General features: G+C 35.2%; 2 protein-coding genes and 1 pseudogene. 1 reads left to right on the forward strand and 2 read right to left on the reverse strand.

Annotated elements, in window-relative coordinates:
• Positions 1-80 (reverse strand): annotated as a pseudogene (locus tag H4I94_RS00005) (IS5/IS1182 family transposase); the annotation flags it as partial.
• Positions 81-410: 330 nt separating this feature from the next.
• Positions 411-785, reverse strand: a complete 375-nt coding sequence (locus H4I94_RS00010) for a tyrosine-type recombinase/integrase (RefSeq protein ID WP_261180859.1) — start codon at positions 783-785, stop codon at positions 411-413.
• A gap of 53 nt (positions 786-838) precedes the next feature.
• On the opposite strand from H4I94_RS00010, the gene H4I94_RS00015 reads away from it, so the two are divergent.
• Complete coding sequence (locus H4I94_RS00015) at positions 839-1,078, forward strand: transposase (RefSeq protein ID WP_261180860.1); 240 nt, start codon at positions 839-841, stop codon at positions 1,076-1,078.
• Positions 1,079-1,393: the final 315 nt, after the last annotated feature.

Raw genomic sequence — 1,393 nt, forward strand, 5'->3', positions numbered from 1 at the left:
GAGTTGTGGTGAATGGATAAATTACGCAGAATAACTTTCAACTTTTGCCAGTGTTGATCTGTCAGCATGGTACGAGGCATAGCGAATAGTAAAGATTTGATTTTACTACTTCGCTATTTTTTTAAGCTAAAAGTGTCAACACACCCTAGTTTAATAAAAAAATATTCCAATATTATTCTGGTTGTATTAACTGATGATCTAATGTTATGAAGAGAAGCCACGAATATACGTGACTTTTTTATATGCTTTCATTTTTTTTAAAACCCACTAAAAATTTAAAATGTTAGAGTTAGTTAGAGATATATTATTAAAAGGTAGAATTCTCCTTGTATCATAGACATAGGTAATCTCATCGTGAAGCAGTATTGAATCTATAAAAGCAATGTTTTTGGTCATTTAAGCATTGAATATTAATATGTGGAAACTGAAGTTTTTAAAATCCAATCTTCATATTCTTGCAATGCTTCTCGAAGCATATCCATTGGTCTTACAGTGTAGTGTTTATCAACCAAGGCGCTAGGTTTATGACCCGCGATTTGAGCTAATACACCTTTGTCAATTTTTGTCCAGATTGCAAGGGTTTCATATGAGCGTCTAAGCCCATGAGGGGTAAGTTTTATTCCTAACTGCTCGGAAACTTTGTTCAAACTCTTATAGGGGTTAATAATATGTCCAGTTTCTGAGTTTGAACTGCTAAATACAAATTCTGAGTCAGAGGATCGTTTCAAATCTAATAAGAGCTTTTCAACATAAGTAGTGATAGGAATGATTCTTTGAATAGCCACCGATTTTGTAGACACCTTTTAGTTAGATAAAATGGCTAATTAACGAGGTGCTTATGAGCAGTAAACGATACCCTGAAGAATTCAAAATTGAAGCAGTAAAACAGGTCACAGAGAAAGGTCATAGTGTTGCTGATGTTGCTGCACGCCTAGGAACTACCACACATAGTCTATATGCCTGGATAAAACGTTATGATCCACAGCAACCCAGGACAACAGAGTTTAATGACCCAAGTGCAAAGTTAGCAAAGTTAAAAAAGAGCTGCAAAGGGTTACAGAAGAAAGAGACATCTTAAAAAGGCCGCGGTGTACTTCGCAAGCCAGTCCAAATGAGGTACGCCTTTATTCGGGACAACCAGAAGATATGGCCTGTTCGTCGTTTATGTTCAACTTTGGATGTTCATCATAGTGGTTATTACGCATGGTTAAAGCAACCCGCCAGTAAAACTGCCAGGAAACGGCAACAGCTTTCAGGATTGATTTAACAGAGTAAGTAAATATATCTGGAAAAATAATTGATTGATAATCATACACTAATTACAATGGTGTCAACTAAAAACCATTGTTTTAAAACAACTTTGATAATTTATTAATAAGAATTAGGGGTAAAC

It is taken from the genome of Acinetobacter sp. T_3_1 (assembly GCF_025377055.1).
Classification (GTDB): domain Bacteria; phylum Pseudomonadota; class Gammaproteobacteria; order Pseudomonadales; family Moraxellaceae; genus Acinetobacter; species Acinetobacter kookii.